This is a genomic window from Pseudomonas sp. ADAK2 TE3594 (genome assembly GCF_053628675.1).
On sequence record NZ_JBRJGV010000001.1, the window covers coordinates 6,575,397 to 6,600,030 of the forward strand.

Genomic DNA, 24,634 nt, shown 5'->3' on the forward strand with positions numbered 1-24,634 from the left:
CTGGTTTCCCCAGCGCCCGTGCGTCCATTCGTTTACAGGTTCGCTCCGACAAAAATCCACTGCCTGGATGTGTGTCTGGAGAGCCCGTGATGACTACAAAATCAAAAATCGCAACCAACCTGAGTGACTCGGCCAAGGTCGATCAGCAATCGGTTCAGCCGTTTACCCGCTCGCAAAAAATCTATGTCCAGGGCACTCGCCCCGACATCCTCGTGCCAATGCGCGAAATCAGCCTGGACGTGACCCCGACCGACTTCGGCGGCGAAATCAACGCGCCGGTGGTGGTGTATGACACCTCGGGCCCGTACACCGACCCCAACGTCATCATCGACGTACGCAAAGGTCTCGCCGATGTACGTTCGCCGTGGATCGAATCCCGTGGCGACACTGAGCGCCTGCCAGGTCTGAGTTCCAACTTCGGCCAGGAACGCCTGGCCGATGCGGAATTGACCAAACTGCGTTTCGCCCACGTCAACAATCCGCGCCGCGCCAAGGCCGGGGCCAACGTCAGCCAGATGCACTACGCCCGCAAAGGCATCATCACCGCCGAGATGGAATACGTCGCCATCCGCGAAAACATGAAGCTGGAAGTGGCCCGTGCCGCAGGCTTGCTTGACCAGCAACACGCCGGTCACAGCTTCGGCGCCAGCGTGCCGAAAATCATCACGCCGGAATTTGTCCGTGAAGAAATCGCCCGCGGTCGCGCGATCATTCCGGCCAACATCAACCACACCGAACTGGAACCGATGATCATCGGCCGTAACTTCCTGGTGAAGATCAACGGCAACATCGGCAACAGCGCCTTGGGTTCGTCCATCGAAGAAGAAGTGGCGAAACTGACCTGGGGCATTCGCTGGGGTTCGGACACGGTCATGGACTTGTCTACCGGCAAGCACATTCACGAAACCCGCGAATGGATCATCCGTAACTCGCCGGTGCCGATCGGTACCGTGCCGATCTACCAGGCCCTGGAAAAAGTCGGCGGCGCCGCTGAAGACCTGACCTGGGAGCTGTTCCGCGACACGCTGATCGAACAGGCCGAGCAGGGCGTCGACTACTTCACCATCCACGCCGGCGTATTGCTGCGCTACGTGCCGCTGACCGCCAAACGCGTGACCGGCATTGTGTCTCGTGGCGGTTCGATCATGGCCAAGTGGTGCCTGGCGCACCACAAGGAAAACTTCCTCTACACGCATTTCGAAGACATCTGCGAAATCATGAAGGCCTACGACGTCAGCTTCTCGCTGGGCGATGGCCTGCGTCCGGGTTCGATTGCCGACGCCAACGACGCGGCACAATTCGGTGAGCTGGAAACCCTCGGCGAGCTGACCAAGATCGCCTGGAAGCACGACGTGCAATGCATGATCGAAGGCCCGGGCCACGTGCCGATGCAGTTGATCAAAGAGAACATGGACAAGCAGCTCGAGTGCTGCGACGAAGCGCCGTTCTACACCCTCGGCCCGCTGACCACCGACATCGCCCCAGGCTACGACCACATCACTTCGGGTATCGGTGCGGCGATGATCGGCTGGTTCGGTTGCGCGATGCTTTGCTACGTGACGCCGAAGGAACACTTGGGCCTGCCGAACAAGGATGACGTGAAGACCGGGATCATCACTTACAAGATCGCCGCTCACGCTGCCGACCTTGCGAAGGGGCATCCGGGCGCGCAGATTCGCGACAATGCCTTGAGCAAGGCGCGTTTCGAATTCCGTTGGGAAGACCAGTTCAACCTGGGCCTGGACCCGGACACCGCGCGTTCGTACCACGACGAAACCCTGCCGAAGGATTCGGCCAAGGTCGCGCACTTCTGCTCCATGTGCGGGCCGAAATTCTGCTCGATGAAGATCACCCAGGAAGTCCGTGAATACGCGGCCAACCAGCGAATCGAAACCGTCGATGCCGAAGTCGCCCAGGGATTGGCGGATCAGGCCGAGCGGTTCAAGCAGGAAGGTAGTCAGTTGTACAAGAAGGTTTGATCTGATCCGAAAGGGTGGGGCCTGAAAGGGCCTCATCGCGGGCAAGCCCGCTCCCACATAGACTGCATAAATCCTGTGGGAGCGGGCTTGCCCGCGATAGCGATCAACACAACAACAAATGTCCCTCTGAGATAACACCCTTGAGCATTCAACCCAGCACTTACTCCCCGGATACCGCGGTGCCGATCGACAAACGTGTGTTCGGCGGCCGCGATCTGTTTTCCCTGTGGTTCTCCCTCGGCATCGGCCTGATGGTTCTGCAGACCGGCGCTTTACTCGCGCCGGGTCTGGGCCTGTCCGGCTCGTTGCTGGCGATTTTTCTCGGCACGCTGGTCGGCGTTCTGTTGCTGGCCGCTGTCGGTGTGATCGGCAGCGACACCGGCCTGTCGTCGATGGCGGCACTCAAACTCAGCCTGGGCCGTCATGGCGCGAGCCTTCCGGCGGTGTTGAACCTGCTGCAACTGATTGGTTGGGGCTCGTTCGAAATCATCGTCATGCGTGACGCCGCCAGCCTGTTGGGTGCGCGGGCGTTCAGCGAAGGCAGCCTGCTGTCGAATCCACTGCTTTGGACAGTTTTCTTCGGTGGTTTGGCGACGTTGCTGGCGGTCAGCGGGCCACTGACCTTCGTGCGCAAGATCCTGCGCAAGTGGGGCATCTGGCTGCTGCTGGCCGCGTGCATCTGGCTGACCTGGAACCTGTTCGCCAAAGCCGACCTTGCGGCGTTGTGGGCGCAGGCCGGTGATGGTTCGATGCCGTTTGCCGTGGGTTTCGACATTGCGATCGCCATGCCGCTGTCCTGGCTGCCACTGATTGCCGACTACTCGCGGTTCGGCAAGCGTGCGAAGAATGTCTTCGGCGGTACGGCGCTGGGCTTCTTTATCGGTAACTTCTGGCTGATGAGCCTGGGCGTGGCCTACACCCTGGCGTTCGCGCCGAGCGGTGAAGTGAATGCCTTGCTGCTGGCGTTGGCCGGTGCAGGTTTGGGGATTCCGTTGTTGCTGATTCTGTTGGACGAGTCGGAAAATGCCTTTGCCGATATTCACTCGGCGGCGGTGTCCAGCGGGATTCTGTTGCGCTTGAAAGTCGAGCATCTGGCCTTGGTCATCGGCGTCATCTGCACGCTGATCGCCTGCCTGGCGCCATTGGCCCAGTACCAGAACTTCCTGCTGTTGATCGGCTCGGTGTTTGCGCCGCTGTTCGGCGTGGTGCTGGTGGATCACTTCATCCTGCGCAAGCGCAGTGGCCAGGTGGCGTCAGCCGCATTGCGCTGGCCGGCGTTGCTCGCCTGGTTAGGCGGGGTGAGCACCTATCATTTGCTGGCCAATCTCTATCCGGACATCGGCGCAACCCTGCCGTCGCTGGTACTGGCAGGGCTGCTGCAACTGCTGCTCGGTCGAGCCTTCAGCTACGGCCGGGAAACAGCTCAGGCTTGAGAATGCCGTTCAGGCGCGGGTAGGGGATCTTCAGTTCGACGTGGCCCAGTGCGTAAGGCGCAAGGGTGCTCACTTCGTACTTGAGGATCACCCCGCCGTAGGTCAGCGCCACATTCTGGGTTTTCACGAAGGGCCAGCTCTTCACGAACTCCGGTTCCTGATCGAGTTTGGTGCTGATCAGCCAGCTGTTGTGCGCCACTTGGGCGGCTTTCCAGAACGCTTCTTCCTGCCCCGGAATCAACATATCCGACAGTGTCAGCACTTTATGCTGTTGACGTGAATAGTTGATGAAACCGCGGCCCGGCGTGCCATGGGCACCGCCGGTGTCCAGGTAGCTGGACAATTCTACGATCACCAAGCCGTCATGCTGCTCACGTACCTTGGCTTGCAGGTAGCTGCTGTAGCGCGGGCCGGCACTGCTCAAAAACTGCTCGCGATACGCCGCCAGCGTCGGCGCTACCGGGGCGTCAGGCGAGGTGCGGGTCATTTGCAGCAGGCGTTTTTCGATGATGCCGTCAAGCGCAGGCTCATCCGGGAAACGCAGCGTATCGATGTTCACCAATGGGCAGTCAGGGGTCGTGCAGCCTGGTTTCAACTGTTCCGATGCGTCGCGGGTGGTTTCCAGCGGCGCCCGGTAATTGGGCTGGAACAGACTCTGGCACGCACCCAGGGTCAGGGCGATGGCGGCCACGGAGGCGATCTTGAAAAGCGACATGGGCGTCCTTTACGAAACAGGGGAAGGCGAAAAGTTACCCGCTTCGACTCTCAACGAAGCAGTCAGTTCGCCACTAAGCTAATTAGAGTTGGTTTCACCCTCACCGTCTATCCCGCTGACTGGAAAGGGGCTGCATCAAACATCGCGGGCGCGTTAGGATGGCGCGAAGTTGAGGTTGCAAGTAACAAAAAGGAGCCTCGTAACGGATTTGCAGTAAAGAGGATTGTCATGACTGATTTTGCCAACGCCATTCCGACCGCCGTTGAGATCGTTCGGCGCGAAAAGTGCTACGAGGGCTTCTACAAGCTCGACCGCGTGCACTTGCGTCACGAATTGTTCGCCGGTGGCATGAGTCGCGAGATCAATCGTGAAGTGTTTGTTCGCCACGATGCGGTGTGCGTGCTGCCGTACGATCCGCAACGCGATGAAGTGGTGCTGATCGAGCAGTTTCGCGTCGGCGCCATGGGCAAGACCGACAACCCGTGGCTGATCGAACTGGTCGCCGGTCTGATCGACAAGGATGAAGTACCGGAAGAAGTTGCTCACCGCGAAGCGCAGGAGGAAGCTGGGCTTGTATTCGGGGCGCTCTGGCCGATGACCAAATATTTTCCATCGCCGGGCGGCAGTAACGAGTTTGTGCATTTGTACCTGGGGCGTTGCGAGACAACCGGGGTGGGCGGCCTGCATGGGCTGGAGGAAGAGGCAGAAGATATTCGCGTCACGGTCTGGGCGTTCGAAGATGCCCTGCAAGCCGTGCGCGACGGACGTATTGCCAACGCGGCAAGCATCATCGCCTTGCAATGGCTGGCTTTGAACCGCGTTGAAGTGAGGGGGTTATGGTCGTAAACAAGCTGCGCGATCGCTACCGGATCGACCTCGTGGGGCTGCAAGCCTCCTGCGAGGCCAACTACGCGCGCCTGATGCGACTGCTACCGGACATGCGCAACGAGCCGCAGGCGCGGCGCATTGCCGTGACCCACGGCGACCAGATGCTAGGTGTGCTGGCCCTCGAAGTGCTTCAGGTTTGTCCTTACACCACGACGCTGCAAGTACGCCAGGAACACAGCCTGCCGTGGCTGCCGGTGCCGCAACTTGAAGTTCAGGTGTATCACGACGCGTGCATGGCCGAAGTGGTCAGCGCTGAACATGCACGACGCTTCCGGGGCATCTATCCTTACCCGAACGCCGCGATGCATCAGCCAGATGAAAAAGCTCAGCTCAATCTGTTCCTGGGGGAATGGCTGAGTCATTGCCTGGCTTGCGGTCACGAGTACGCCGTTGTGCGCTAAGAGCCCTGTGTAGTTGTGAACTGCGTCCGGTTCACAGGTTTCCTCTTTTGATTGTCCCCCAGCATAATTGCGGCATTCATCAATCCCGTGATCACGCCCTGGGAGAACGCCTTGCCGAGCGTATCCACATTAACCACCGCCGATCCGGCGTTGCTGGTGCAACTCTCCGACAGCCATCTGTTTGCCGAGGCGGACGGGACGTTGCTGGGCATGAATACCCGCGACAGCCTGCAACAGGTCATTGAGCTGGTATTGAAGCAGCAGCCGCAGATCGATCTGATGATTGCCAGTGGTGACCTGTCTCAGGACGGGACGCTGGAGTCGTATCAGCTGTTTCGTGACCTGACCCGACAGATCGATGCACCAGCGCGGTGGATTCCCGGTAATCATGACGAGCCGCAGATCATGGCTGTGGCGGCGGTGCAGAGTGCGCTGCTGGAGCCGGTGGTGGATATCGGCAACTGGCGGGTCACGTTGCTCGATTCGGCGGTGCCGGGGTCGGTGCCGGGGTATTTGCAGGATGAGCAATTGCAGTTACTCGCGCGCTCGTTGAGTGAGGCGCCGGAGCGACATCATCTGGTGTGTTTCCATCATCATCCGGTATCGATCGGGTGTGCATGGATGGAGCCCATTGGCTTGCGCAATCCAGAGGCATTGTTTGCGGTGCTGGATCGCTTTCCACAGGTGCGTGCGGTGTTGTGGGGGCATGTGCATCAGGAGATTGATCAGCTACGCAACAATGTTCGACTGATCGCATCGCCCTCGACCTGTATTCAGTTCGAGCCGGGCAGTGATGATTTCAAGGTGAGCGAGCAGGCGCCGGGGTATCGGTGGTTGCGGTTGTTGCCGGATGGCCAGCTCGAAACAGGCGTTGAGCGCGTCACCGGTTTCGATTTCCAGATTGATTACGGCTCCAACGGCTACTGATTTATTTGTCATTTCCAAAGACCGAGGCGCGGCCATCGCGGGCAAGCCCGCTCCCACAGGGGATTTGTGAGCGCCTAAGATCCTTGTGGGAGCGGGCTTGCCCGCGATGGTGTTCGCTCAGGCGACATGATTTCCACGCATATCCCCGATTTTCCCGACACCCTGTAAACTGCGCCTCTTTACCTGACGCACAGGGAGCTCAAATGTCTGGTTCGATCCTTTATATTCACGGTTTCAACAGCGCGCCGGCGTCGAAAAAGGCCTGTCAGTTGATTAATGTGATGGACCGGCTGGGCTTGAGCGACCAATTGCGTGTGCCGGCCTTGCATCACCATCCCCGCGAGGCCATTGCTCAGCTGGAGCAGGCGATTACCGAGCTGGGGCGGCCACTGCTGGTCGGCAGCTCACTCGGCGGCTACTATGCGACTCACTTGGCCGAACGCCATGGCTTGAAAGCCCTGTTGATCAATCCTGCCGTCAGCCCGCACCGGATGTTCGACGGGTTCCTGGGGACGCAGAAAAATCTGTACACCGATGAGACCTGGGAAATGACCCACGACCACGTGACGGCCCTGGCCGAGCTGGAAGTGCCGGCGCCCCAAGATCCGCAGCGGTTTCAAGTGTGGTTGCAGACCGGCGATGAAACGCTGGATTATCGCCTCGCCCAGCAGTATTACCGGGCCTGTGCCTTGCGCATCCAGGCTGGCGGCGACCATAGCTTCCAGGGTTTTGCCGAGCAATTGCCGGCAATGCTGAGTTTCGCCGGCATCGGCGCAGATTTGTATCAGGCGATTGATTTCACTGCACTGTGATTTGTCGCCTCTTTTTCACAGAATACTTTTTTTCACAGAACACTTTTTACAGGCGGACGACGAGACCCCATGGCCACTCCCAGCGCTAGCTCTTATAACGCAGACGCCATCGAAGTCCTCTCGGGCCTCGACCCGGTGCGCAAACGCCCCGGCATGTACACCGACACCAGTCGGCCGAACCACCTCGCCCAGGAAGTCATCGACAACAGCGTCGACGAAGCCTTGGCCGGGCATGCGACATCGGTGCAGGTCATCCTGCACGCCGATCACTCCCTGGAGGTCAGCGATGACGGCCGTGGCATGCCGGTGGACATTCACCCGGAAGAGGGTGTGTCGGGTGTCGAGCTGATCCTCACCAAGCTTCATGCGGGCGGCAAGTTTTCCAACAAGAACTACCAGTTCTCCGGCGGTCTGCACGGGGTGGGTATTTCTGTGGTCAACGCCTTGTCGACCGAAGTCCGGGTGCGTGTAAAGCGCGACGGCAATGAATACCAGATGACTTTCGCTGACGGTTACAAGAAGACCGAGCTGGAAGTGATTGGCACCGTCGGCAAGCGCAACACCGGCACCAGCGTGTTCTTCGCGCCGGACCCGAAGTACTTCGATTCACCGAAATTCTCCATCAGCCGCCTCAAGCACGTGCTCAAGGCCAAGGCCGTTCTGTGCCCGGGGCTGCTGGTCAGTTTTGAAGACAAGGCCACCGGCGAGAAAGTCGAATGGCATTACGAAGACGGCCTGCGCTCCTACCTGGTGGACGCGGTCAGCGAGTTCGAACGCCTGCCGGATGAGCCGTTCTGCGGCAGCCTGGCCGGTAACAAAGAGGCGGTCGATTGGGCGTTGCTGTGGTTGCCCGAGGGCGGCGACAGCGTTCAGGAAAGCTACGTCAACCTGATCCCGACAGCCCAGGGCGGTACGCACGTCAACGGTCTGCGTCAGGGCTTGCTCGATGCGATGCGCGAGTTCTGCGAGTTCCGCAGCCTGTTGCCGCGCGGTGTGAAGCTGGCGCCGGAAGACGTCTGGGAGCGCATCGCGTTCGTCCTGTCGATGAAAATGCAGGAGCCGCAATTCTCCGGTCAGACCAAGGAACGCCTGTCATCCCGTGAAGCGGCCGCTTTCGTTTCCGGTGTGGTCAAGGACGCCTTCAGTCTGTGGCTCAACGCTCACCCGGAAACCGGCATGCTGCTGGCGGAACTGGCGATCAACAACGCCGGCCGTCGTCTGAAGGCCAGCAAGAAGGTTGAGCGTAAACGCATTACCCAAGGTCCGGCATTGCCGGGCAAACTCGCCGACTGCGCCGGGCAGGACCCGATGCGTTCCGAGCTGTTCCTGGTGGAAGGTGATTCCGCCGGCGGTTCGGCCAAACAGGCGCGGGACAAAGAGTTTCAGGCGATTCTGCCGTTGCGCGGCAAGATTCTGAATACCTGGGAAGTCGACGGCAGCGAAGTGCTGGCCAGCCAGGAAGTGCACAACATCGCCGTGGCCATCGGTGTCGATCCGGGCTCGGCGGACATCGCCCAGCTGCGTTACGGCAAGATCTGCATTCTCGCCGACGCCGACTCCGACGGTCTGCACATTGCCACGTTGCTCTGCGCCTTGTTTGTCCAGCATTTCCGCCCGCTGGTGGATGCCGGTCACGTCTACGTCGCCATGCCGCCGCTGTACCGTATCGACCTGGGCAAAGAAATTTACTATGCCCTGGACGAGGCCGAGCGCGATGGCATTCTCGATCGTCTGGTGGCCGAGAAAAAACGCGGCAAACCACAGGTCACCCGATTCAAAGGTCTGGGTGAAATGAACCCGCCGCAGCTGCGCGAAACCACCATGGACCCGAACACGCGGCGTCTGGTGCAGTTGACGCTGGAAGATTTCGACGCGACCTCGGAAATGATGGACATGCTGCTGGCGAAAAAACGCGCTGGCGATCGCAAGTCCTGGCTGGAGTCCAAGGGCAACCTGGCCGAGGTTCTGGGCTGATGCGATTTGGCTGGGCCCTGGCGTGTGCGTTGCTGCTGACCTCGGTAACGGTTTCGGCGGAGCCTGCACCCGAGCTGCGCTTGTTATCCGAGCATGCCGTCGACGGCATGCGCGGCGGCAATCTGTCGGGGCTGGCCCAGTGCGGCAAGGATCTGTGGACCGTTTCGGACCGTGACGATGATCAAATCTATCGCCTCGACACCCGCAACAACACCTGGCAAGCCGAAACCGTGCGCATCGACGTACCCCTGCCGCCCGACAGCGGTTTGCCCTGGGGCTTGCGTTCGCGGACCTGGGCGGCGTCGTTCGTGCGGGGCGGGGACCTGGATTTCGAAGGCATCACCTGCGACAGCGCCGGCAATCGTTACATCGTCAGCGAAGCGCACGCCGCGGTGTTGCAAGTTCCGCCAATCGGGCCTGCGTCCTGGCTGAAAATCTCGCCGATGCTGGTACGCGAAGCACGGGCCAGCGGTATGTTGCTGCACTTCAATGCGTTGTTCGAAGGGCTGGCGATCAATCCGGCCGGTGACACGCTGTGGCTGGCCGCCGAACGTGAGCGTCGCGGTTTGCTGCTGATCAAGCGCCAGCAAACGGTCTGGGGCTGCGAGGGTGGTTGTGTGCTGCTGAGTGAAGCCGGGGTGGAGATGCAGCCAGCACAATTTCCCAAGGCCAGAGCGCGTTCACGGGATTTTGCCGATCTGTCATTGTTCGACGGCAAGCTGTTTACCCTTGAGCGCAATGTCTTTCAGATTTGCCGCCGTGATGCAGTGACAGCCAAGGTGGAGCGCTGCTGGTCGTTTGCCACCGAGGCCTTGCAGGAAAACCGTCGTTATTCACAGGCCTATGGGCTGGCGGAGGCGTTGATCGTGGACGCCGACGGCGCCTGGATCGGCATCGACAACAATAACGGTGCGCGAGCCGATGGCGAGGTACGTCCGATTGTCTGGCGCTTTGCCGCGCCTGAAGGCGGCTGGAGTGCCAAGCCATGAGTCAGCAACCGCCGGGCAAGCGCGCCGGTCGGGTGTTGATGGTGCTGGCCTGGTGCGCCGCGCTGTTTCTGGCGACGCGGTTCTTCGGTCAGTGGGAGGAGCGTCAACAGAATCCCAACACCGTCGTCAGCTCTGAGCAGGGCCAAGGTTTTATCGAAGTGAAGCTGATCGGCAACAGCCAGGGGCATTTTGTTGCTACCGGCCAGATCAACGGCCAGCCCGTGGAGTTCATGCTCGATACCGGTGCGACCGATGTGTCGATCCCGGCCGAAATGGCCGAGCGGCTGAAACTGGAAAAAGGCTTTGGGGTGACCCTGAGCACGGCCAATGGCTTGAGCGAGGGCTATCGAACCCGCCTCGACCGGCTGCAATTGGGCGACATCGTGCTGCGTGACGTTCGCGCGCTGGTGGCGCCCGGTTTGCACGGCAATCAGGTGCTGCTCGGTATGAGCGCACTGAACAAACTTGAATTTACCCAGCGCGGTGGCACCATGCTGCTGCGCCAGACAACGAACTGATGAGGCCCGCATGAGCGACTCCCTTGATCTCAGCCTGGACGGTGTAGAACGCCGGTCACTGGCTGACTTCACCGAAAATGCCTACCTCAACTACTCCATGTACGTGATCATGGACCGTGCCCTGCCGCATATCGGCGACGGCCTGAAACCGGTACAGCGGCGCATCATCTATGCGATGAGCGAGTTGGGGCTGGACGCTGATTCCAAGCACAAGAAATCGGCGCGTACCGTCGGTGACGTGCTCGGCAAGTTCCACCCGCACGGCGACTCGGCGTGTTATGAAGCCATGGTCCTGATGGCCCAGCCATTCAGCTACCGCTACACGCTGGTCGACGGCCAGGGTAACTGGGGTGCGCCGGACGATCCGAAGTCCTTCGCCGCCATGCGTTACACCGAAGCGCGGCTGTCGCGCTATTCCGAAGTGCTGCTCAGCGAACTGGGCCAGGGCACTGCGGATTGGGGCCCGAACTTCGATGGCACGCTGGAAGAGCCTTTGGTGTTGCCGGCCCGTTTGCCGAACATCCTGCTCAACGGCACCACCGGCATCGCCGTGGGCATGGCCACCGACGTACCACCGCATAACCTGCGCGAAGTCGCGACCGCTTGCGTGCGCTTGCTGGACGAGCCGAAAGCCACGGTCGAGCAGCTCTGCGAACACATCCAGGGCCCGGATTACCCGACCGAAGCAGAAATCATCACGCCGCGCGCCGACCTGCTGAAAATCTACGAAACCGGCAAGGGCTCGGTGCGCATGCGCGCTGTTTACCACATCGAGGACGGCGACATCATCGTCACCGCGCTGCCGCACCAGGTGTCCGGTGCCAAGGTGCTGGAACAGATCGCGGCCATGATGCAGGCCAAACCGTCGAAAGCCCCGCAGATCGCTGACCTGCGAGACGAATCCGACCACGAAAACCCATGCCGGATCGTGATTATTCCGGGCGCACGCAAAAACTTCGACCACGATGCATTGATGACCCACCTGTTCGCCAGCACCGAGCTGGAGTCGAGCTACCGGGTCAACATCAACATCATCGGTCTGGACGGCAAGCCGCAGCTGAAAAACCTGCGTGCGCTGTTGGTCGAGTGGCTGGAATTCCGGGTCCAGACTGTGCGTCGTCGCCTGCAATTCCGCCTCGACAAGGTTGAGCGTCGCCTGCACTTGTTGGACGGTTTGTTGATCGCTTACCTCAATCTGGATGAAGTGATTCACATCATCCGCACCGAGGAACACCCGAAAGCCGCACTGATCGAGCGTTTCGCCCTGAGCGAAATCCAGGCCGATTACATCCTCGACACCCGTTTGCGTCAGTTGGCGCGACTGGAAGAAATGAAGCTGCGTGCCGAGCAGGATGAACTGCTCAAGGAACAGGCCAAGCTGCAAGCCCTGCTGGGCAGCGAAGCCAAGCTGAAAAAGCTGGTACGCACCGAGCTGATCAAGGACGCCGAAACGTATGGCGACGACCGTCGCTCGCCAATCGTCGAGCGTGCAGAAGCCAAGGCCTTGACTGAGCACGATCTGCTGCCGAACGAGAAAGTGACCGTAGTTCTGTCGGAAAAAGGCTGGGTTCGCTCTGCCAAGGGGCACGAAATCGACGCCACCGGGCTTTCCTACAAGGCCGGGGATGGTTTCAAGGCCTTGGCGCCCGGTCGATCCAACCAGTTTGCAGTGTTTATCGACTCCACTGGTCGCAGCTATTCGGTGGCTGCACACACGCTGCCATCGGCCCGCGGCCAGGGCGAACCGCTGACCGGCCGTCTGACGCCGCCGCCAGGGGCGAGTTTTGAATGCGTGCTGATGCCTGAAGACGATTCGCTGTACGTGATCGCCTCCGACGCCGGTTACGGTTTCGTGGTCAAGGGTGAAGACCTGCAAGCCAAGAACAAGGCGGGCAAGGCCCTGTTGAGTTTGCCGAACAACGCCAAAGTGATTCTGCCGCGTCCGGTAGCCGACCGTGAGCACAACTGGCTGGCGTCGGTGACCACCGAAGGTCGCCTGCTGATTTTCAAAATCAGCGATTTGCCACAATTAGGTAAAGGAAAAGGGAATAAGATCATCGGGATTTCCGGTGAACGTGTTGCCAGTCGCGAAGAATATGTCACGGACATTGCCGTTCTGCCGGAGGGTGCCACTTTGGTGCTGCAGGCCGGAAAACGTACCTTGTCACTGAAGGCGGACGACCTCGAACACTACAAAGGTGAACGTGGGCGTCGCGGAAACAAACTTCCACGTGGCTTTCAGAGGGTTGATGCGCTGTTCGTCGAAAACCTCAATTAAGCGTCCTAGAGCGCTCGATCTACGATTTAACGCGTAGATCGACGCTTTGCCGCTGGAGTCGGAACGCATATTCACGGATGATATGGCCTTTCAAGCGCCGGCGTAGCCGAGCGTTCTTCATATTTTTTGAGTATTTTCACTGTGGTTAGCCTTGTGGCGGCCACCTGGATGGGACGATGACTGCTCTGCGCCTTCCTTTTATTTTGATGCTCGCCGGCGTTCTTGGCCTGGCGGGTTGCAGCGTTCACCAACCGGTGTCGCTGTATCAGCTGGACAGCGGAAGTCCGGCTCAGCCTGCGCAAAGCGCGGGCATGGCGGTATTGTTGGGCCCGGTAACGGTTGCCGACTACCTGCAACGCGAAACCTTGTTGCAGCGTCAGCCCGATGGCAGCCTGCAAGCTTCGGCTGATGGTCGTTGGGCGGGTAGCCTGTCGTCCGATATCGATCAGCTGTTGCTGCGTCAGGTCGCCGGCCATCTGGACAGCCAGCGCGTTGTCCTGGCACCGGCGACATTAGGCTTCACGCCGGATGTTCAGGTGCTGCTGACGATCACGCGACTGGACTCGGGTGCATCGCAACCGGCGATCCTTGATGCGCAATGGCGCCTGATCGACCGTCGTGGTCAGGTGCGCGATAACCGCATCATTCATCTGCAGGAGCAGCACACTGGCGGGACTGCGGCTCAGGTTCAGGCTCAGGGTGTGTTGCTGCAGCGTCTGGCCGAGCAACTGTCCACAGCGCTCAAGCCGCTGGCCAACCAGCCACCGATCGCCGAAGCGCCGCGCAAGCCAGCTGCCAAGCCTGTGGCACCGGCAGCAGAGCCGGAGAAGCAGCCGAAAATCCCGATGGCTTCGCCGATTCGCACGGATATGGAAGTGTTCAGGTTCTAAGCCTGGATTGATCCAAAGCAAAGCCCGCCATTGATGCGGGCTTTGTTGTTTCTGGTGCGCGCCGATCGTTCCCACGCTCTGCGTGGGAATGCCTCCAGGGACGCTCCGCGTTCCAGCCTCACCTCATACGTCGCCTGTACCGGCCTCTTCGCGGGCAAGCCCGCTCCCACATTGACCGCTGCGAATACAAAACTTGTGTACTACCGAGACCCTGTGGGAGCGAGGCTTGCCCGCGATGGGGCCGGGACAGGCAACAAAAAGCCCGCAGACAATTACTTGTCTGCGGGCTTCTTTACAACGGGGACTGGGGTTTACGCCCGGCGCTCATGCATCCGCGCCAGTTGCCGTTCCAGCATCGATGGATAAGGCTCCATCAAGCGTTCTACGCAGCACGCTCCCTCCGGGCTGGCGATCGGCCGGATCCGCGCACGCTGGCGAATCAGTGCGTCGTCGCTGATCTTGCGCTCCACCAGCAGCAGGTTGCGGCTGTGTTGCGACAGGGCCAGTGCATCCTGAGCGGTTTCGGTCAGCAGCAGGTCGATCTGGCTCAGGCCGAACAGTTCGTCGCCGAGTGTAAGACCCAACTGCAATTGCAGGGTGATGCCGCTGTCGGCGACTTCGATCTGCAACTGATGACCCAAGGCACGCAGCAACTCGCCGCAGCAGATAGCGTTGGTCAGGTAATCGTCGCCGCTGTCTTCGGTGTGGAACAGCATCAGCGTGCTGCCATCGTTCAGGGTGTGCAGTTCGCTCTGGTAGAGCGACGCAGCCTGATCGAGGCAATCGCGATAGCGCTTCAGCAGCTCTTCCAGGCGTGCGCGGGGCAGGCGACGCAGCTGATCCTGTGCGCCCAGTTGTACCGCCAGTACCGCGCTGTGCTGAGGCACGTTCGATACCTGCGGTTTTGCCACCGGTATCGGCGCGCTGTCTGTCGAGTCGTCACGCAGGTCGGCAAACGGATCTTCGTCGTCCTCATCATCTTCGACGGTGCTGACAACGCGTCGTGGCGCAGGCTTGAGGCCGGCTACAGGCTTGGTTTCGTCGAAACCTGGATCGCGCAGGTTGCGCACTTCGAAGGTCGGCTCGTTATCGTCGGCGTCTTCGTAATCGCTGTCGTCGTATTCAGGCTCCGGCTCGGCAGGCTCTGGCGCGAAATTGGCGTGCAACTGACGAGCGAGGTCGCCGACTTCATCCTGACGCTCGGTGGCCGGGGTGTATTCGTCGATATTGCGCAGCCACACCCGCAGCTGCAGCAGCGGTGTGGAGATATTGCGTCCCAGGCGCAGGCTCAAGGCCAGGGACAGCGCCAGCAGAATCGCACTCAGAATGCCCATGCTTTGCAGGCTGATGGTCATCGGCTGCTGGAACTGATCCATGTCCAGGCTGATGCGCAGTTGCCCGGCGGTCACGTCCTGGAAGGTGATCTTGCTCTGGTACATGCCCTCGGCTTCGCCCAGCAGGCTATGCTTGGGACGCTGTCCGGCTTCGGCGAGGATGCGGTTATCCACGCTGTAGATGGCGGCGTGGGCCACCAGTTTGTTCTTGGTCAGGTTGTTGAGCAGCACGTTCAGGCTGAGGATGTCATTGGACACCAACAGTTCCGTGGCCGAGGTCGCGGTCTGGGTGGTCAGGCTTTCGCCCAGGGCATCCGCCTGCTCGTGCATGGCCTGCTTGAACTGCAAACCCATCACGCAGGCATAGATCACCAGGGCCAGAGCGACCAGGATCACGTTATGGCTGGCAATGCGCAATGCAATCGGTACACGGCGATGACGCAGTGCCCGGAAGATCAGCAGAAAGAAGTTATCGGTTTTTACTGGCGTGGGCCGGTTCACTTGAGCTCGGCTCTTTGTCCGTGAAGTTGACGCGCAGTATAGCGACAGGCCCTAGACCGTCAAAGCGCTCGCGGTGCCCGATGGTCACTGAAAATGGGTAGAATGCGGTTTTTTTCCACCTGCGGGGGTGCGCCTTGCGCGAAATCGTCCTGATAAACATCACGGGAGTCGACCGTCCGGGTCTGACTGCGGCCATTACCGGCGTTCTGGCCCAGGGTGGTGTGAACATTCTCGACATCGGTCAGGCGGTGATCCACGACACCCTGTCGTTTGGCATCCTGGTTGAAATTCCCGATACCGAACAAGGTAACTCGGTGCTCAAGGACATCCTGTTCAAAGGCTATGAGCTTGAGCAACAAGTGCGTTTCACGCCGGTGTCCGAAGAGGATTACCAGCTGTGGGTCGGCAATCAGGGCAAAAAACGCCATATTGTCACCCTGCTGACCCGCAAAGTGACCGCCGAGCAATTGCAGCGCGTGAGCTCGATCACCGCCAAATATGGCCTGAACATCGATCATATTGATCGCCTGTCCGGGCGCATGCCGCTGGACACCCCGGCCGACAAGGGCAAGGGCTGCATCGAGTTTTCCGTGCGCGGCGAGGCGGCGGATCCGCAAGCGTTGCGGGCCGAATTTCTCAGCGTCGCTCAAGAATTGAACGTCGACATCGCTTTCCAGGAAGATTCGCTGTTCCGCCGTAACCGCCGTCTGGCGGTGTTCGACATGGACTCGACGCTGATCGAAGCCGAAGTCATCGACGAACTGGCCAAGGCTGCCGGTGTGGGCGACCAGGTGTCTGCGATTACCGAGCGGGCGATGGCCGGCGAGCTGGACTTTCGCGCCAGCTTCAAAGAGCGCCTGGCCTTGCTGCAAGGGCTGGACGTCAGCGTGCTGGATTCCATCGGTGCTTCCCTGCGCCTGACCGAAGGCGCCGAAACCCTGTTCGCCGAACTCAAGCGCCTGGGCTACAAGACGGCGATTCTGTCGGGTGGTTTCACCTACTTCGCCAAGCAACTGCAGGCCAAGCTGGGCATCGACTATGTATTTGCCAACGAACTGGAAGTGGTCGACGGCAAGGTGACGGGTGTGGCGGTCGAGCCGATTGTCGATGCGCAACGCAAGGCGGATCTGCTGCGTGAGCTGGCGCATAAGGAAGGTTTGCGTCTGGAGCAGACGATTGCGGTCGGTGACGGTGCCAACGACCTGCCGATGCTGGCGATCGCCGGGCTGGGTGTGGCGTTCCGTGCCAAGCCGCTGGTCAAGCAATCGGCGAAGCAGGCGATTTCCACCCTCGGGCTGGATGGCGTGCTGTACCTGCTGGGCTTCCGGGATCGCGACGGGCAGCTCTGAGTTTCAGGTTGTCTGGGCGGGCCTCTTCGCGGGCAAGCCTCGCTCCTACAGGGTTTGCGCGGACCCGTAGGAGCGAGGCTTGCCCGCGAACGCATCACCGCCGATAAAATGCCGGACGCTCAAAGCGACTTCCACAACGAATCAAATTCTTCCGCTACCCCGACCACGCCGCTCCTCGCGGCGTTTTCGTTTCTGGCTGTCTCAAGCGAACGGTAGGCAAACTGATTGAAGCTGTTGGTGCTCGCCATCAGTCGCTCCAGCCCGGCCCGGCGTTCCTCGCCGTTGGTATTGATCAGCACCTTATTACCTTCCTGGAACGGCAGGCGCGGAGTGAGCAGGGTGGCCGGCAGGTCGATGGCGCTGATGGCGGGCAGCAACAGCCCGCGCAAGTACTGACTGTGCTCGTCGTGGGAACGCATCAGTTGCAGGCCGCAGGGTTCGGCGCAAGGCGCGACTTGCTCGATCCCCATCTGCGTGCCACCGCCCCGCACCTGGCGGATCCAGCGCACCACTGCAATGCTCCAGCCTTGACCGGCAGCATCCTCGATACCAACCATTTCGCCAGCCTGTAGCTCGGCGGGCACCGCGCCGGGCCAGGCCAGGCAATAGCCGCCAGGGCTGTGATTGATCACCGGCAGCACATAGGTCGGGAAATGCTGTTGGCGATCGGCTGCCTCGTGGCTGTCATCGTTCTGAAGGTGCGGGTATTCGATCTCTTCGTAGGGCAGCAGCGTGTCTGCGGTGCCATGGGGGGCGGCGTCGAAAGCCTGGTTCCATTGGTCTTTGGCACGATGTGTCGGGTCGGTAGCCGAGAACTGCGCGGGGCGGGCGCCGGGTTTCTTCAGGATGTCGTTGAACGAGCGTTGCCCGCTGAGATAAAAGTGCAATGCACTCATGCCCACGCACAGGGTCAACGTGCCATGGCCGACAGTGCGCTGGAAACTGCGCTCGGCGGCCTGCCCCCAGGCGGCATGCAGGTGTTGCAGCGTATCGAGATTCAGCCCCGTCGGAACGGGCAGCGGCGATGCCTTGTCGGCTGGCTGTTGCAGATGGTTTTCGATGGCCGTGACCAAGGGTTGCGGGTCGATCCCTAGCAAACTCTCCTGTTGTTCGGCGAGGAATTTGGAGCGGTAACGCGGCCCGGTGTCGAGATCCGGGGCGATGGCAAACAGCCCGTTGTCCGGTTTGGCCGGTTGCAGCTTGATCCACTGGCTCCACGGTTCGAGCACCTCCGCGAGCCGGGCGATCTGGTTCTGGCGCAGTTGATTGCAGCGTGAAGCCCCCAGCAGGAGGGCGACGACGTAGGTTTGCTCGATGCTCAGGCTTTGCGTCTGACTGGCCAGTTCATCGCGCACGCTCAAATGTTGTAGTTGGAACTGACAGCCAATCCGGTACAGCTGATGTAACTCGAGCCACAGACTTTCGGGCACCGGACAATAGAGTTCAGTGGCGCGGATCAATGCGCCGTTCAGGCAATGGATTGCCCGTTGCAAAGCCTGGGTCAGCAGCGGCGCACGGTCCTTGCTGAAGCGCGGTGTGGTGCGGATGACGATTTGCTTGTAGCCGATCGCCAAGTGGCTTTGCAGCGCCTGGCAAAGGTTGGCGATCTTGCGCGAGCGCTCGTCGAGCACAATCGCCTGATGCAGGAAATGTCGCTCCAGGTGCTTGCAGACGTAATACACCTCGGGCCGCAGCAGTTCGAGCAATTGCAGGCGATTGTCGCTGGGTGTGAGCAGTTGGTTGAGTTCGCTCAAGCCTTGATACAACTGGCGAGCGGTTTCGCCGATGTTGGCTTTGGGCAGGTTGGCGATCCAGCGCTTGAGATCGCGAGGCGTGGCTTCGCAGAAAGACAGACGAGACTGCGTCGGGATCGGTGCGCGTAGCAGCAGGACAGGATTGGTCTCATTCATGCCGTAGACAAACTCCGACCGGGAAATGGGCAGTGAATGACTTGACTGTAGCAGCTATGAACGCGGAGGGGGTGTCGCGATTTTTACGTCACGTTTGCCTTACGGGGGGAATGCGCCACCCGGAAAAAATTCCGGGTGGCGGGCCCGGGATCAGGCGGTTGGCAAGCCGATGCCTTGACCCATCTGTACGGGTGAAAGGGCGCCCAGGCCTTCAGCCCATTTCACTTGATCCGGCCCGAACAGCACGACCGCCGTAGAGCCGAGCTTGAAGCGACCCAATTCCGCGCCTTTCTCCAGATGGATCGGCGCACGGGCCGCTTCGTCGTAGCGGAAGGTTTTCAGCTCGCGCTTGGGCGGTGTCACCAAACCGGCCCAGACAGTTTCAATCGACGCCACAATCATCGCGCCCACCAGCACCACGGCCATCGGCCCGCGCTCGGTATCGAAAATGCACGCCACACGCTCGTTGCGAGCGAACAGCTCCGGTACGTTTTCAGCAGTGGTCTGGTTGACCGAGAAGATGCGGCCGGGGATGTAGACCATCTCGCGCAGGGTGCCGGCCAGCGGCATGTGCACACGGTGGTAATCCTTGGGCGACAGGTAAATGGTGGCGAAATCACCGCCCATGAATGGCGCTGCGTTGGCGGCGTCACCACCGAGCAGTTCCAGCACGCTGAAGCTGTGGCCCTTGGCCTGGAAAACGCGACCGTGTTCGATAGGGCCGAGCTGGCTGACGGCACCGTCGGCCGGGCTGAGGATCGCGCCTGGGGTTTGGTCCAGCGGGCGAGCGCCGTCTTTCAAGGCACGAGTGAAGAACGCATTGAAGTGCTCGTAAGCCGTCAGGTCTTCGACCAGCGCCTGGGACATGTCCACTTGATAGCGCTTGGCGAACCAGGCGGTAAAGGCGTTCTTGAACCAGCGCACGCGGCATTCGGCAATGCAGCCGGCCAGTCGCGAGAGCAAGTGGTGGGGCAGCAGGTATTGGCTGAGGATAAACAAACGCTTATTCATTAACTGTCCTTAAAAACCTTAAATCTCTACGGGCGTGTCGGGATGGTTGCCCCATTCGCCCCAGGAGCCGGCGTAGCCTTTGACGCGCGGATAACCGAGCGACTTGGCCACTAGATACGTGAAGCCAGAACGATGGTGAGTCTGGCAGTGGGTAATGACTTCTTTGTCTTTGGTGATACCGAGTTGTTCCAGGATTTTCGGCATGTCGGTGCGGATGCGCAGGTTGCGCGCCTGATCCATGCCGGCTGTCCACTCGAAATTGACCGCGCCGGGAATGTGCCCGCCCTTGGCCGCCAGCACTTTCTCGCCGGAATATTCCAGCGGCCCGCGCGCGTCCCAGATCGCCAGGTCAGCGGCGCCGAGGCGGCTTTGCAGGTATTCGCGGGTGGCGATGGGGTCATCGTGCAGGGTCAGGGCGACCGGGCCACCGACCGCCGGCGGGATCTGGATCGACATGGGCAAGCCTTCTGCCAGCCAGGCCGGCAGGCCGCCATCGATATAGTGATACTTGCTGTGGCCGATGACATCCAGCAGCCAGATAAAGCGCCCGGCCCAACCGCCGCCTTCGTCGTCATAGACGACGTAGACCGCATCGGGGTTGTGTCCCAGCTCGCCGAACAATGCTTCAAGCGCAGCTTGGGTCGGCAGCAGGCCTGGCGCAGGCGCCTGACCCAGTTGAGTACGTTTTGGATCGACAAAGCGTGCCCCGGGGATATGCCCTGCGGCATAGCGGGCGCTGCTGGTCAGGTCCACCAGAATCAGTTCGCGGGAGTCGAGACGCGGGAGCAGGTCGCTCGGCTCGATCACCAGCGCCAAGCCAGAGAAGTCAGACATGTGAGGTCTCCAGAGCACAAAGGGGAGGATTGTAGCGCAGCGTCATGAGGGCCTGTTATCAGTTATTTCGGCACGGGAAATAACTGATAACAGGCCCGGTGGTGGTCCTAGCGGTGGCTAAAGCTGTGCAGGGCTTTTTCGATGCACTGCGCGGTTTTGCCGAACGCTTGCACGGTGATTTCCGAGAACGGCCCGCCGCCCTGATCCGCCACCACGATCATGATCACCCGACCGTTGTTGGTCAGGGAGCGCAGCAGCAAGTGTTCACCGCTGAACTGTTTACGCAGGCTGGCCGGCAGCAGGGCCGAGAATTGTGCGTTGTTGGCCGGCGTCAGGCGCACCTGGGCCTGTTGCGCGAGCAGGCGTTGCAGTACGGTGCTTTGGCTGACCGGCAGGTTCAGGCCGGCCACTTCCTTGGGCAGCCCGGCGGTCTGGTGCGCGCGCAGATTAGCGTGCGTGCGGTCGGCCATCAGGATCATCACCCGCCGCATGCCACACGCCACCAGGGCGTCTCGGGCCGAGCTGGTCAAGTGCATGGCATTGGTAAAAGGGCTCGGCTCCACCAGCAATTCGGCGCATTGTTTACGCCACTTCGCCAGGTCTTCAGCGGTGGGTGCCGGGGCCGGCAGCAAACCGCCGTGAACACGGTTGATGCCCGACGGCCAGATCAGCGCTTCGGCCGGGTGCCAGAGGTCCGGCATGGCGTGTTGGCGCGCACTGTTAGCGGCCTGTTGGTGCAATTGTTGTTGCACTTCATCCATCGGCATTTGCAGGTAAAGGCTGGCCAGGTACTGCCAGCGTTCACAGTGAGGACTGTCCCAGCCCTGTTGTGCCGACAACGCCAGACCATTGGCCAGCAGCACGGTATTGGCGGGCTGATTGAGCCAACGCCGTAGCGTCGGGTCGTCATCGAGACGATTCTGTTGGCGTAGCGGGTGATCGTTGTCACGCGCGATGCGCAGGACTTTCACCAGTTCGCGTTGTTCGTTGAGCAGTAGCCGATAACCCTGCTGCACCCAGATCGGCAAACGCCAGACATCCACCAGCGCCAGACAGATTTCCAGCAGGCGCACGCCGAACAATTGCTTTTCGACTTTGCGTGCCGACTCGCCTTTATGGATGATCCGCAGCTCCCATTCTTCAAGCAACTGCGGATGGGTCAACGCCATGGGCCACAGTGGCGAAAGAAACAGCAGGCTGCCCCAGTGGATGTCCTGCCACAACCGCGCCAGGCGACCGGCAAAAAAACCATTGGCCTGTTGGGTGGCGTGCTGGCTGATCAACTGAAGCTGGCGCAAGGCGACAGGGAGCTGCGATTGGGGTTCGGCGGGCAGGCGCTCGAGCAATTCTTCGGTGCGTTTCAAACCGAGCCGATTGATCGCCACTTCAAGATTTTCAGCAGGCTCGGTCATGCTGCCATGGGTATGGCGATTAGCTTCGCGAATCACGCTCAAGGCCAGGGCCGGGCTGTCCTGCATCAGTTCGGCGATGTCTCGCAGCGAGCTGCGGTTGTCGCGGATGGCTTTGCAGACTTGGTCGTGACTGGCTTGCGGAACCGGCAGGCGTACGCCATCGAGAAGCTTGACCCAGCCTTCGAGCGTGGTTGGTTTTGGTGTTGGGACGTTCGTTTCGTTAGCCATGGTTGCACGCGATCATTGTCTGCATTACCTATCCCTGCGCGGGCTAATTTAGCTTTTCGATTGAACTGGCTATAGTCTGGCGCAGTTTTGCCGATAAGGAGAAGAAGAGATTTTTTAACTTCCGAATATGACCTTGAACCCGACTCAGTAAGTGCTCTCCTACCTATGGCTAAAATTCTCGGCATCATCGTCGTATTCGCGAGCGTACTCGGCGGATACGTGCTCTCCCACGGCAAGATTGCCGCCCTTATTCAGCCTTTCGAGGTGATGATTATCGGTGGTGCGGCCCTCGGTGCATTCCTGCAGGCCAACCCAGGTCATATGGTCAAGCACGTTCTCAAGAAAGCCTTGGGAATGTTCAGCTCGCGTTTCAATCACACTTTCTATCTGGAAGTGCTGGGTCTGATTTACGAGATCCTCAACAAGAGCCGCCGCGAAGGCATGATGGCGATCGAAGGCGACATCGAAGATGCCGCCGCGAGCCCGATCTTCGCCAAGTACCCGGCAGTCCTGAAAGATGACCGCATGACCGCGTACATCTGCGATTACCTGCGCATCATGTCCTCCGGCAACATGGCTCCCCATGAGCTTGAAGGCCTGTTCGACATGGAGCTGACCAGCCTTAAGGAAGACCTGGATCACCCTTCCCACGCGGTGAATGGCATCGCCGACGCCATGCCCGGTTTCGGTATTGTCGCGGCAGTATTGGGTATCGTGGTGACCATGGCCTCCCTGGGTGAAAGCGACCAGAAAATGATCGGTGTGCACGTAGGTGCGGCACTGGTGGGGACCTTCTTCGGTATTCTCGCGGCCTACGGTTTCTTTGGTCCGCTGGCCCATGCCCTGGCCCACGATGCCAAGGAAGAACTGAACGTCTACGAAGCCATCAAGGCCTCGCTGGTGGCTTCGGCTTCTGGCATGCCGCCATCGCTGGCAGTGGAATTCGGTCGCAAGGTTCTGTACCCGGCGCACCGTCCTAGCTTCGCTGAGCTGGAACAAGCGGTTCGCGGTCGCTAAGTCATGGAAAATAACCAGCCGATAATCATCAAGCGCGTCAAAAAGTACGCGGGCGGGCATCACGGGGGCTCCTGGAAAATCGCCTTCGCGGACTTCGCGACGGCGATGATGGCGTTCTTCCTGGTGTTGTGGCTGTTGTCCACGGCAACACCGGAGCAGAAGATTGCCATCGCCGGTTACTTCAAGGACCCGGTCGGTTTTTCCGAAAGCGGTACGCCGTACATCATCGATCTGGGCGGCTCGCCGACCCTGGCACCGGAGAGAACCCTCAACCCTGAGGTGAAGTCCCAGCCTCAGCCGGACAAGGTGACTGTCGACTCCGAGCAGGTCGAAGGCATGGCCGAGCTGGTCGAGAAGGAGCGTCTGGAACTGCTGCTGCAAGAGTTGCAGAACAAGGTCGAAGAAAACCCGCAGTTGCAGAAGTTCAAGGACCAGATCCTCTTCGAGATTACCCAGGACGGTTTGCGCATCCAGATTGTGGACGCCGAAAACCGCCCGATGTTCGACTCCGGCAGTGCGCGTCTGAAGCCGTATTTCGAAGACATCCTGCTGGCCATGGCCGACACCATCAAAGCGGTGCCGAACAAGATCAGTATCAGCGGCCACACCGATGCCAAGCCGTACTCGGGCACCGGCGACTTCGGCAACTGGGAACTCTCGGCCAACCGCGCCAACGCGGCTCGTCGTGCATTGATCGCTGGCAGCTATCCGGACTCTCAAGTAGCGCGAGTCGTGGGTTATGCCTCGTCGGCGCTGTTCGACCGGGAGAACCCGTTCAACCCGGTCAACCGCCGCATCGACATCATCGTGCTGACCAAGAAAGCCCAGCGGGCCATCGAAGGTTCGCAAGGTGCCGAACCTGCGCCAGTGCCGACGCAAGGGCAGGGCGGCCCGGGCGAAGTGCCCACGCCGCCAGCCGATCCGAATGCCTTGCCGGCGGATAAGGAACCGCTGCCGGCGCATGAGCTTCGCGAGCGTTTGAATCTGTTCGACAACCCGGCGCCGAAACCGGGTGAGTCGCCCAAGCAGTGACCCACGAAAAAGCCGCGAATGATCGCGGCTTTTTTGTCTCTATTCACCGGGCACGGGACTGACGCTGCCAGCAGCAAAAATAAAGAACATGGCTTGCTTCCGAGATTGGCGTAGGACCGTTCTGAGGCGTATTGGCCGGGTTTTACTTCCCTAGGTTGCTCGCCTATAGTTCGCCCGTCGCCGACGTTTCGGTGATCGACTT

General features: G+C 60.3%; 20 protein-coding genes. 14 read left to right on the forward strand and 6 right to left on the reverse strand.

What is annotated here, in order from left to right; genetic code table 11:
• Positions 1 to 89: 89 nt before the first annotated feature.
• Together thiC and cytX are read left to right on the forward strand one after the other, a co-directional pair.
• Positions 90 to 1,979 (forward strand): phosphomethylpyrimidine synthase ThiC, encoded by a 1,890-nt coding sequence (gene thiC, locus AB7M22_RS29550; RefSeq protein WP_007902586.1) that lies wholly within the window; start codon positions 90 to 92, stop codon positions 1,977 to 1,979.
• Between the two features lie 140 nt (positions 1,980 to 2,119).
• Complete coding sequence (gene cytX, locus AB7M22_RS29555) at positions 2,120 to 3,412, forward strand: putative hydroxymethylpyrimidine transporter CytX (RefSeq protein ID WP_454188619.1); 1,293 nt, start codon at positions 2,120 to 2,122, stop codon at positions 3,410 to 3,412.
• On the opposite strand, the gene AB7M22_RS29560 is transcribed toward cytX, so the two are convergent.
• Complete coding sequence (locus AB7M22_RS29560; RefSeq protein ID WP_454188620.1) at positions 3,381 to 4,127, reverse strand: RsiV family protein; 747 nt, start codon at positions 4,125 to 4,127, stop codon at positions 3,381 to 3,383. The genes cytX and AB7M22_RS29560 overlap by 32 nt on opposite strands.
• Before the next feature lie 228 nt (positions 4,128 to 4,355).
• On the opposite strand from AB7M22_RS29560, the gene AB7M22_RS29565 reads away from it, so the two are divergent.
• The 9 genes from AB7M22_RS29565 (at position 4,356) to AB7M22_RS29605 (ending at position 13,804) form a co-directional block, all read left to right on the forward strand.
• Positions 4,356 to 4,973 carry an NUDIX domain-containing protein gene (locus tag AB7M22_RS29565; RefSeq protein ID WP_427625098.1) on the forward strand — a complete coding sequence of 206 codons (618 nt, stop codon included), beginning with the start codon at positions 4,356 to 4,358 and terminating at the stop codon, positions 4,971 to 4,973.
• Positions 4,964 to 5,416 (forward strand): DUF1249 domain-containing protein, encoded by a 453-nt coding sequence (locus AB7M22_RS29570; protein WP_008004854.1) that lies wholly within the window; start codon positions 4,964 to 4,966, stop codon positions 5,414 to 5,416. The genes AB7M22_RS29565 and AB7M22_RS29570 overlap by 10 nt, the downstream gene beginning before the upstream one ends.
• Before the next feature lie 111 nt (positions 5,417 to 5,527).
• Positions 5,528 to 6,343 carry a 3',5'-cyclic-AMP phosphodiesterase gene (cpdA, locus tag AB7M22_RS29575; RefSeq protein WP_454188881.1) on the forward strand — a complete coding sequence of 272 codons (816 nt, stop codon included), beginning with the start codon at positions 5,528 to 5,530 and terminating at the stop codon, positions 6,341 to 6,343.
• A gap of 203 nt (positions 6,344 to 6,546) precedes the next feature.
• Complete coding sequence (locus AB7M22_RS29580) at positions 6,547 to 7,155, forward strand: YqiA/YcfP family alpha/beta fold hydrolase (RefSeq protein ID WP_454188621.1); 609 nt, start codon at positions 6,547 to 6,549, stop codon at positions 7,153 to 7,155.
• A gap of 69 nt (positions 7,156 to 7,224) precedes the next feature.
• Complete coding sequence (gene parE / locus AB7M22_RS29585; protein WP_007902595.1) at positions 7,225 to 9,129, forward strand: DNA topoisomerase IV subunit B; 1,905 nt, start codon at positions 7,225 to 7,227, stop codon at positions 9,127 to 9,129.
• Positions 9,129 to 10,118 carry an esterase-like activity of phytase family protein gene (locus AB7M22_RS29590; RefSeq protein ID WP_454188622.1) on the forward strand — a complete coding sequence of 330 codons (990 nt, stop codon included), beginning with the start codon at positions 9,129 to 9,131 and terminating at the stop codon, positions 10,116 to 10,118. The genes parE and AB7M22_RS29590 overlap by 1 nt, the downstream gene beginning before the upstream one ends.
• Positions 10,115 to 10,636, forward strand: a complete 522-nt coding sequence (locus AB7M22_RS29595; protein ID WP_007902598.1) for a retropepsin-like aspartic protease family protein — start codon at positions 10,115 to 10,117, stop codon at positions 10,634 to 10,636. Before AB7M22_RS29590 ends, AB7M22_RS29595 begins: the two co-directional genes overlap by 4 nt.
• A gap of 10 nt (positions 10,637 to 10,646) precedes the next feature.
• Positions 10,647 to 12,914, forward strand: coding sequence for a DNA topoisomerase IV subunit A (gene parC / locus AB7M22_RS29600; RefSeq protein WP_007902602.1), 2,268 nt, complete (start codon positions 10,647 to 10,649; stop codon positions 12,912 to 12,914).
• Positions 12,915 to 13,090: 176 nt separating this feature from the next.
• Complete coding sequence (locus AB7M22_RS29605; protein ID WP_454188623.1) at positions 13,091 to 13,804, forward strand: PqiC family protein; 714 nt, start codon at positions 13,091 to 13,093, stop codon at positions 13,802 to 13,804.
• Between the two features lie 311 nt (positions 13,805 to 14,115).
• Here AB7M22_RS29605 and AB7M22_RS29610 read toward each other — a convergent pair whose 3' ends face one another.
• Positions 14,116 to 15,639 (reverse strand): AhpA/YtjB family protein, encoded by a 1,524-nt coding sequence (locus tag AB7M22_RS29610; protein WP_454188624.1) that lies wholly within the window; start codon positions 15,637 to 15,639, stop codon positions 14,116 to 14,118.
• A gap of 134 nt (positions 15,640 to 15,773) precedes the next feature.
• Here AB7M22_RS29610 and serB point away from each other — a divergent pair, with 134 nt between their 5' ends.
• On the forward strand, positions 15,774 to 16,988 hold the full coding sequence (gene serB, locus AB7M22_RS29615; protein ID WP_007902606.1) for a phosphoserine phosphatase SerB: 1,215 nt from the start codon (positions 15,774 to 15,776) through the stop codon (positions 16,986 to 16,988).
• 119 nt (positions 16,989 to 17,107) lie between these two features.
• Here the strand turns inward: serB and AB7M22_RS29620 are convergent, their stop codons facing one another.
• From AB7M22_RS29620 to AB7M22_RS29635, 4 genes are all read right to left on the reverse strand, one after another.
• Positions 17,108 to 18,898 (reverse strand): molecular chaperone, encoded by a 1,791-nt coding sequence (locus AB7M22_RS29620; protein ID WP_454188625.1) that lies wholly within the window; start codon positions 18,896 to 18,898, stop codon positions 17,108 to 17,110.
• A 150-nt stretch (positions 18,899 to 19,048) separates the two neighbouring features.
• The gene (gene asd / locus AB7M22_RS29625) at positions 19,049 to 19,909 is read right to left on the reverse strand and encodes an archaetidylserine decarboxylase (RefSeq protein ID WP_007939614.1); all 861 of its coding nucleotides are present in this window, start codon (positions 19,907 to 19,909) and stop codon (positions 19,049 to 19,051) included.
• An 18-nt stretch (positions 19,910 to 19,927) separates the two neighbouring features.
• On the reverse strand, positions 19,928 to 20,743 hold the full coding sequence (locus AB7M22_RS29630) for a rhodanese-like domain-containing protein (protein WP_454188626.1): 816 nt from the start codon (positions 20,741 to 20,743) through the stop codon (positions 19,928 to 19,930).
• A 107-nt stretch (positions 20,744 to 20,850) separates the two neighbouring features.
• Entirely contained in the window at positions 20,851 to 22,383 is a 1,533-nt protein-coding gene (locus AB7M22_RS29635) for an HDOD domain-containing protein (protein WP_454188627.1), read from the reverse strand.
• Positions 22,384 to 22,548: 165 nt separating this feature from the next.
• On the opposite strand from AB7M22_RS29635, the gene motA reads away from it, so the two are divergent.
• Together motA and motB are read left to right on the forward strand one after the other, a co-directional pair.
• Positions 22,549 to 23,400, forward strand: a complete 852-nt coding sequence (gene motA, locus AB7M22_RS29640) for a flagellar motor stator protein MotA (protein ID WP_007902618.1) — start codon at positions 22,549 to 22,551, stop codon at positions 23,398 to 23,400.
• 3 nt (positions 23,401 to 23,403) lie between these two features.
• On the forward strand, positions 23,404 to 24,432 hold the full coding sequence (motB, locus tag AB7M22_RS29645) for a flagellar motor protein MotB (RefSeq protein ID WP_454188628.1): 1,029 nt from the start codon (positions 23,404 to 23,406) through the stop codon (positions 24,430 to 24,432).
• Positions 24,433 to 24,634 lie beyond the last annotated feature (202 nt).